Annotated in this window: 9 protein-coding genes; 6 read left to right on the top strand and 3 right to left on the bottom strand. The window is 40.1% G+C overall.

What is annotated here, in order from left to right; translation table 11 throughout:
- Nucleotides 1-51 precede the first annotated feature (51 nt).
- The 5 genes from SD450_RS19430 to SD450_RS19410 all read left to right on the top strand — a co-directional run bounded on the left by SD450_RS19430 (nt 52) and on the right by SD450_RS19410 (nt 5,447).
- A complete protein-coding gene (locus SD450_RS19430; protein WP_318346005.1) occupies nt 52-255 on the top strand; it encodes a hypothetical protein in 204 nt (67 codons plus the stop codon).
- 272 nt (nt 256-527) lie between these two features.
- On the top strand, nt 528-1,874 hold the full coding sequence (locus SD450_RS19425; RefSeq protein ID WP_292965822.1) for a T9SS type A sorting domain-containing protein: 1,347 nt from the start codon (nt 528-530) through the stop codon (nt 1,872-1,874).
- Between the two features lie 10 nt (nt 1,875-1,884).
- Complete coding sequence (locus SD450_RS19420; protein WP_292965819.1) at nt 1,885-3,945, top strand: hypothetical protein; 2,061 nt, start codon at nt 1,885-1,887, stop codon at nt 3,943-3,945.
- Nucleotides 3,942-4,175: an Imm74 family immunity protein gene (locus SD450_RS19415; protein ID WP_292965816.1), complete on the top strand. Its 234-nt coding sequence runs from the start codon at nt 3,942-3,944 to the stop codon at nt 4,173-4,175. The genes SD450_RS19420 and SD450_RS19415 overlap by 4 nt, the downstream gene beginning before the upstream one ends.
- A gap of 465 nt (nt 4,176-4,640) precedes the next feature.
- Nucleotides 4,641-5,447 (top strand): hypothetical protein, encoded by an 807-nt coding sequence (locus SD450_RS19410; RefSeq protein ID WP_318346004.1) that lies wholly within the window; start codon nt 4,641-4,643, stop codon nt 5,445-5,447.
- A 55-nt stretch (nt 5,448-5,502) separates the two neighbouring features.
- On the opposite strand, the gene SD450_RS19405 is transcribed toward SD450_RS19410, so the two are convergent.
- Nucleotides 5,503-5,799: a hypothetical protein gene (locus SD450_RS19405; RefSeq protein ID WP_318346003.1), complete on the bottom strand. Its 297-nt coding sequence runs from the start codon at nt 5,797-5,799 to the stop codon at nt 5,503-5,505.
- A 29-nt stretch (nt 5,800-5,828) separates the two neighbouring features.
- On the opposite strand from SD450_RS19405, the gene SD450_RS19400 reads away from it, so the two are divergent.
- A complete protein-coding gene (locus SD450_RS19400) occupies nt 5,829-7,316 on the top strand; it encodes a tyrosine-type recombinase/integrase (protein ID WP_318346002.1) in 1,488 nt (495 codons plus the stop codon).
- Nucleotides 7,317-7,318: 2 nt separating this feature from the next.
- Here SD450_RS19400 and SD450_RS19395 read toward each other — a convergent pair whose 3' ends face one another.
- Both SD450_RS19395 and SD450_RS19390 read right to left on the bottom strand, forming a co-directional pair.
- Nucleotides 7,319-7,588 (bottom strand): hypothetical protein, encoded by a 270-nt coding sequence (locus SD450_RS19395; RefSeq protein WP_318346001.1) that lies wholly within the window; start codon nt 7,586-7,588, stop codon nt 7,319-7,321.
- Nucleotides 7,589-7,590: 2 nt separating this feature from the next.
- Nucleotides 7,591-8,088 carry a hypothetical protein gene (locus SD450_RS19390; protein WP_318346000.1) on the bottom strand — a complete coding sequence of 166 codons (498 nt, stop codon included), beginning with the start codon at nt 8,086-8,088 and terminating at the stop codon, nt 7,591-7,593.
- Between the last annotated feature and the right edge of the window lie 84 nt (nt 8,089-8,172).

Below are 8,172 nucleotides of genomic sequence, written 5' to 3'. Positions count from 1 at the left end.
TAGATCAAATCTAGGCAGTTCGTTTACCCTGGTCAGTTTCATCCGGCGAAGGTGGGTCACTTTACCCGGCTTATCCATCGAAGACTTTTGTTCCTATTGTCCAGAGGGGCGGGTACCCGTGAACTCTCGGAAGAGCTCAAAATGTCCACTTCAGGAATCGAATGGCGAAAACGGAGACTTGCCAGGCTGTTCGGTCTGGATGGCGGACAGACCCATCCCCTTATCGAAACAGCCAGAAACAAAGGCCTTCTATAATGTTTCCTTAGTAAAACTAAGGTCCATACCTTAGAAATTCCAAGGTTTCATCGTTGAGTGAAAACCTAAATTTTGATATACCTTGCCCCTATATTTCATGACCCTGGGACAATTGTGTTCCGGGTACTGAAAAAAGCCCAATCTATCAACGAACCGAACCAAGTATTTATGGTACATGGCTACTTTTTACATTCCAAAGGGAACGGACTTGTTCCCGACAACATGACCATCTGGTTCTATCAACAACGGAGCAAACCATTAATCTATATCATATGAACAGAAATCCGATCATGGCACTTCTTGCCATTGTATTATGTATGTCCCTCCAGGCGCAGGATGTGGACAATGATTCCATACTGAAATCCGTAGAGGACTATATCTACCTTGGGGATCTTGACAGAAAGGAGTCGAAACGAGTTTTCAAACAGGTAAAGGAGCTTTCCGAGTCTGGGGATGCAGCTGCCACCTGTTTGCTGGGCATTTTGTACAAGGACGGAATCGGCACCACATTGAGCTTTGACCGTGCGAGGGAACAGTTCATGGCCGCCCATGACATGGGCAATGCCAAGGCCAGCTACAGCTTGGGCTATCTGTACCTAAAGGGACTGGGCAACATCCCACAGGATTACACCAAGGCTGTAGAATGGTTCACTATTAGTGATCATCCCATGGCAAAGCACTGGTTGGCCAAGATGTATTACTTCGGATATGGTGTGCCGAAGGATAGGAGAAGGGCATTGGATATTTTAAGGAACAATACCATTTACAACAGTGAGGTGCTCTTGGGGCAATTGGAGAATGAAGAAGTAGTTGAGGATGTAATGGCACAGCAAGACTCTGAAAATGGAGAACTTTTGGAGACCATTGCTGAAGACCAAGGGGTAAGCCTGCCCGTTCCCCAAACTGAAACGGCAACCATCCCGGAATCCATTACCGGAAGTTGGAAAGGGCAATGGGTGGAGATGGACTGGTCGGGTACGCAGATGATCCGAAACTTTCCTGCAAGTTTGACTGTCGGAGAGGTCTCTGATGCCTATGGAACTGTGGAAAGCACCATTCAGATTGGCGAGAGCTCCATGACAAGTGAGGCGATCTGGAGGAACGGTGAACTGACCATCTTTGATGGCCGGATTACCATGGAGAAACAGTACACCGACCATCCCGATTATACAACGCTTGATTACGGATTGAACTCCATGTCCTTTACCATAGGGAACATAGAGGGTACGGATTACCTTTTGGGCAGATTGGATACCCAGGTACTGGATTGGTCAGAACCCGGCCCTCCGATGTTGTTGTTACTGACCCAAAATGGCGTCCCGATTTCGGAAGAGGCCTTGGCCGCCTTTGCCGAACAGGGGGACAGCTTTATAAAACTGTACCCCAATCCCTTTGTGAATGACCTTCTTATCCATTACGAACTGGAAACCGATGCCCATGTGCAGGTAAGGCTCATGGACTATTATGGTGGTGCCAACGTGGAGAACGTGACCAGTGGTTTCCTAAGAGCAGGGGAGCATGTCCATACCATCTCCAATGGATCCCTCGAATCCGGGATTTATGTGATCCATGTCCAGGTCAATGACAAAGTTTATACAAAATTGGTAATCAAACGATAATCACAGAAAGATGAAGAACCTATACTTAACATTACTATTTCTCACCGTTTTACTTTTCGCGGGCAAGGTAAATGCTCAGTACGAGCTGCATTATTATGATAAGCAGGCTGCAATCGATGCAGAAAAGGCGGATGTTTCAGGCACGTTAATTAAAAAAACAGTGGCCAAGACCGAGGAGAACCCTTTCAATTTTGAAATCACATATAATAATATGCAGGTTATGCTCGATCTGCAAAATGCCATTTCCATAGCCCAACAAAAAGCGGTAGATGATTGGCTAAAAAAGCAGGAGGCCAATTTCCTAAAGGAAATCAATAGACAATTGGGAACGAACCATACAAACTTTGGAACGGCCCAGAAGGATTTCTTCAAGAATTATGAAAAGAATCTTAGGCGGGTAGAAACAAACGCAAGATCGGTAGCTTATAGCCATACTAAAAAGGCCAATGGATTTGACAAGGAACAGGAGCAGTACACTTTTGAGCTTAACCTTCTTGATGAGTGGAACCAGGTCAAGGGAACCTGTGGGTCATATGTGGAACACCGGATAGACTGTTACTTATTTGATGTCAATGTCAGGGGGGTCAATTTAGGTCGCGCCAGTGGTGCCCAGCTCACTTCGGTTAAAAATCTTGCCACGGAGGATTTTGAAGACCCGGAATATAACTCAGCTTTGAACCGTTCATGGGCTCAGGGTCTGTACAAAATAGTTGACAATGGAACCCTGGTCAGCACTATGTCAGGCAAACATTATTCCTACTATGGACAGAAAGGGCTTCAGGACAAGATATTCCTGATGACGGCCTACCTGACCCAGTACAACAACCGTAATTCAGGTGTTATGTCCGTTCCGATTTCCAAATATAACATTCCCCAGTTTTGGGATTCACCGACACTTTTGAACTTGGGCAAGAAGAATGCACCTAAGTTATCACTGGATGCCCTAGTCTTCAATGACGCTTATGTTACTGATGTTCTCAATAAACAGGCGCAAGGGGTCGGTCCCTACCCCGGAAAATCACCGGGCCAGGTAGCGGCTATGTTCAACGATATCAAGAAAAGGGTCATTGAGGAGCACAAGGAGGAGTTTTATACGGATAGTGAGGTTGCTCTGACCCACAAATTGAACAAAATTTTGGATGGGTTTCTAAGTCCGAAAGGTTCCGGCAAATTAGGAGGTCTGGATGCGTTGGCCTATAACAATTATGTTTTGGACGGGAACGGTCCCAACAGGTTCTACCGACTCAATAATGGTGGATGGGTCTATCGTTCAAACTCCCCAAGAAAAGGGATCAACGGTGGTAATTCATTTTCAGAGCCGAGCCTGAACGATGATGGATACTATTATTACATCTACAATAAGGAACTCAATGGATGGCATGAGCTACTAATGCCTGCTGGTGGGGTCAGTACAACCAGTGACCCTTACTTGGCCCAGGCATTTTGGAAGGGGATGAAAGGGGTAGCTCGATATGCCCTTCCAATTGAGGATGCTGTGATTTTGATTAATGGAGAGGATTTTGATGGTAATGAAGCTAGTAGGGCGGAAGCGGGAATATTCCTAATTATTGGCAACGTACCGGGCGGAAAAATTCTTAAGCCCGCTTTCAAGGTTGTAAAAGGGGCAAAAGCTTTAAAAATAGTAACAAAACAAGGCGCCAAAACTTTTATAACCAACTTGGAAAAACTGGCCCCATTGTTTAGGGCCGGAAATAATAAATCATTCTTTTGGTCAGGAAAGACCAATGGTGTAGGCGGTGCTACAAGGGCATTGGAAATTGCAAAATCAAAAGGAGGAACTACACTTGAAGGATTGATTGATTCCAAGAATATTCAACTACCAAACTGGGATCTAGCTAATCCACAATCGCTTGAAGCTTGGAAGGAAGTATCAAAATTATATGCAAATGAAGCTGTTGGGGACGTCCGAGCTATCATAGGAAAGGATTTAAGACCAGGCAGCGTTTGGGAAACAGTTGAACTACCTGCCCTGAAGGCCAACAAAAATGTGACTAGGATATTTACCATAGACCCAGTAACTTTGAAGGAAACACTAATCTTTAAAAGATGAAAATAACTGGTACCAGATCATATATTATAGTTGAAACGGAGGGTAAGTCCTTAAAAATTGAAGGTGAGCTTACCACGACCCCGGCATTTTATGCCGACAAAGATTCAATTAAGAATTGGGAAAGTCCTCATGATGATATCCGAATATCCGAAGACGAAAAAATGTCCCTAATTAAAAAAATAGTGCAAGAGGGCAATAAGGAAGGGAATGTTAAGATCATTTTTGACTAATGAAGTGGTTTAGGTCCAATGCTAACTTTATCGTTGTTGAGGAGCCTGTTTGATGGGTTATAGCATATTTAGGGCTCTTCTTTTTAGGATTTTTAGAGATGGCGCGAACTAAACCGAGCTTAACCGACTGTTATTTGGAAAAATTGGTTTTCAATGAAGGTTTGCTTACCTCGATATCTTTATGACTTTAACTCCCTGTATGCATGATGTTATAGGCCAGGGATTTTTAGAAGCCTTTAAAGAAACAAGGGTTACTGGTTATGTGGTTAAAATTTTTTGTATATAGGAGAGCAAAATAAGTCATTGACATTGATCATATAACATTTGATAGATTCATTTATATAAATATTTGAGATGCCATATTACTACCATAGATTGATTTTGGTTGTGTCAATTGTCTTATTCCACAATATTTCCTGTAGTGCACAGATAGATGCCATTGAGCTCCCCAAAGGTTCTTCAAACTTGGATTTTGAATTGGATACGCCCCATTATTCTTTTTACGTCACCAAAAATGAGGAGCTCTACTTTGAAGATTTGAAGCTCAGTCAATGGAACCAGGTATCGAGCAAGATAGTGATGACCGAAATGGGGCCAACCGGAAAACGTGTTCAGCATATAATAATATATGCCGACAAAAGTATTTCACATCGGTTTGTCCAAAGGCTTCGGAGCGAAATAGCAAAGGTCTGGAGTGGATTCATTCACTATAAAGCTGGTGGTAGCAAAGATGATTTTGGGGTTTCTATTTTCATTGCAGGCTCGGAAAATGATGCGAATAGACTTGATGATGCTGGAGACTATTATTTCTCATCCAAATTCATCTATTCGACTACCAATGAAGAAGGTACCTTTGATGATATGCCATCAACACCCCCTTTGTTTCCCATACCTGCTATTTGGCAGAACAATTTTTCCCGTGACCTATACAGGTTGAGTGAAAAGCATATTGAACAAACCCTGGGGAGTATCAATTATCAATCAATTTCTGTCCTGTCCAACTCAAGGTTTGTAGTGGATAAGGTGAACTATAGTTTTGGGAATAGTGAGGTTTTGGAAAGGTTGGTCAAATCTTCAGATTTGTTTTTGGTGAAATTTGATGTCGATCTTAATTATAATGATTACTACAAAGCGTTGGATAGTATACAAGTCCTGCGGGTTTTTGCTCCTGAATCAATCCATGGTGTGCTTAAAAAACCATATGCTATTGAAGTAACCTATGAGTTGGAAAACGCTTTGATGGGTATAGGATTTGATTTCTTTAACCCCTAAACTTTTTAGTTTTCTATATAGAAGGTTCCCAAATGATATAATCCAAGTTTACTGATTATCTGGATTTTAATTGTTTTTGAGAATATGCTGGGTAATTAAATTTGAAATTATTTGTTTTCGTTTGTGTTAAATCAAAACCATTTGGTATTTTTGCAGCCGTGAAAGACTCAAATTTCACACGAAGATGTCCTATAGGATGTCCTATTTTGGAAAACAAAACATAAACTTCTGGTTTATATGAGGTTATGGTAAAGGGTTCAAACTCTGCCACCCCGACTTTTTTATTTACAAACCCTTGATTTTCAAGGGTTTTTTCTTTTATTGAGATTTCACTCCCCATATTACTCCCCACAAAACCACGAATTTCACTATATTTGAGATATGACCACTTCTCTCAAATTAGATAAAAAATCCAAAAATGAGATTGGGGAATATCCATTGTATATAAGAATTCGTGGTAGGAATTCCAATGGGAAATACTCTGAATCCTCAATTTATAGTGGAGTTGATTTATCCGAAAAACATTTCAAGAAAGGAGGGTTGTCCCCAAGAACTCCAAACTATACAGATAAACAAAGGATAATCAACGGAATATTAGATGATTTACAAAGAATCATTAGTGAATCTATCGAAGATGGTTTTGAACCGAATCCGAAATTTATCAAAAGAGAATTTGAAGAAAGAAAGAAATTCCGTGAACTGAAAACACCACAAATCCAATCATTTTGGAAATCTTTTGATGAATACATTGAAACCAAGAAAAATACCTCCTACGGGTATCGTAAAACAATCACCACTTTAGTAAATCACTTAAAGGAATTTGAAGAATACATTGGGAGGAAAATCTCCTTTGAATATGTGGTATTAAAAACAATCCTATTTCAAAGTGAGTTCAATGATTATATGTGGAATCAAAAGAACATTTCAAATTCCTACCTCAACAAACTCTATGATAATCTTAGTGGGTTTCTGTATTTCTCACATCAAATGGGATATATCAATAGGAAACCACGGTTGAAGTTGGAATCAACTATTGAGAAAGATGAAAAGGTGTATCTGAGAACAGAAGAAGTTATTAAACTCTTTAATTCAAAGAAATGGGATTATGATGAAACGAAGGAACAAGAATTACTAAAAAACCCTCATATTATTATCATTGAAGAACCATTGAAAGGAACACGGAGTAAGGAGTTCGGTGGGGTTCTAAAGGTTACGAATTGGGAACTGGTAAAGTATATTTTCCTATTTCAAAACTCTATTGGTTGTAGGATTGGGGATATCCCACATTTCAAATTGAGTAACATGGACTTTGACCCGAAAACTCAAATATTCAGTTGGGTTCAACAAAAAACAAACAAAAAGGTAAGTGTTCCCCTTAATGATATTGGGGGGTTTATATTCAGAAAGTTCAGTAGTGGGAAATCAAAAACACAAACCCTTTTTCCAAAAATTTCCCAACAGAAATTCAATAAACAATTGAAATATCTCTTAAAGGATTTGGGATTCAATAGGATGATTACCAAACCAAAAATGATAGGGTCCAAAGTGGTGGATACAGAGGAAAAACCACTTTGGGAGTTAATATCATCCCATGGTGGAAGGAGAGGTTTTGTAAAGAATTCCATTGATTTGGGGAATATGGATTATCAAACGATAATGAAACTCTCTGGACACAAAACCTTCTCCGAATTTTCAAAATACATTTCAGTAACTACTACCGATACCCTTAAAATTAGGGGGTTATATAAATCTGATAAGAAAACCCAAGAAGATAAGTTGGAACAATTCAAAAAAGAGTTTTCCAAGTTAAGTGAGGAAAACAAAGATGTCATATTGGGTGTTATGAGAAGTTTTAATAACTCGTATTGAACCTACTCAATCAACTTTCTCTTAACCATCTTCTTCATTTCCTCACTTTTGAGTTGTTCGTATTCAATTACCCTTTTCTCCAGCAGGAAACCGATTACCGAAACTGAATCTACCAACCTTCGGTTTTTCCATTTCACACCCCTTATCTTTCCCTCTTTGAGGTATTTGAAAATGGTTCTTTTACTCACGTTCAATTTTTCTGAACAATCATCCACCGATATCCATCGATAGAATTCCAAACCTTCAATCTGTTCTTCAAATGGATTCTCCATAATCAAATCCAATTTGTCTTTTTCAAAAGTGAGATTTCATCCAATATATATCTCTGTTGAGGTACTGTAAGATTCATTGTATTTTTCCAAATTACTTCCCAACTTCCCTTTTTTATCTCACATACCTTCACCAAGAAATCCCCACTACCATCATAGACATTGATACCACGTTCCTCGTTCACAAATCCAAGTAGTTTCCGATTATCACTTTCCCCAATCCATTGGAATGGTACAATTGAATTGTATCTCTTATTGATTGAATCCAACTTTTGGTTCAACCTCAACGAGTATGATGGAAGAAGTTCTTTCCAATTCTTGAACCTATTCAGTAACGAGGTAATTTCCCCATAACTCATATCGGTATTCTCACGTAGGTATCTAATCATTCCATCCCTTGAACTATCTTCACACCATCCTCTTTCCATTATGTGATTCCACACAATCAGATCGGAGTGTTTGAGTATTCCCTTTATTCCTGTTTCTCTTAGGATTCCAATCAATCCATCAATTGGATAAGCCGGGTAAAGTGACCCACCTTCGCCGGATGAAACTGACCAGGGTAAACGAACTGCCTAGATTTGATC

Origin of the sequence: Flagellimonas baculiformis (assembly GCF_033441575.1) — a bacterium.
GTDB classification, from domain to species: Bacteria; Bacteroidota; Bacteroidia; order Flavobacteriales; family Flavobacteriaceae; genus Flagellimonas; species Flagellimonas baculiformis.
The sequence above is the reverse complement of the archived record's forward strand: the minus strand, read 5'-3'. Positions and strand labels throughout refer to the sequence as shown.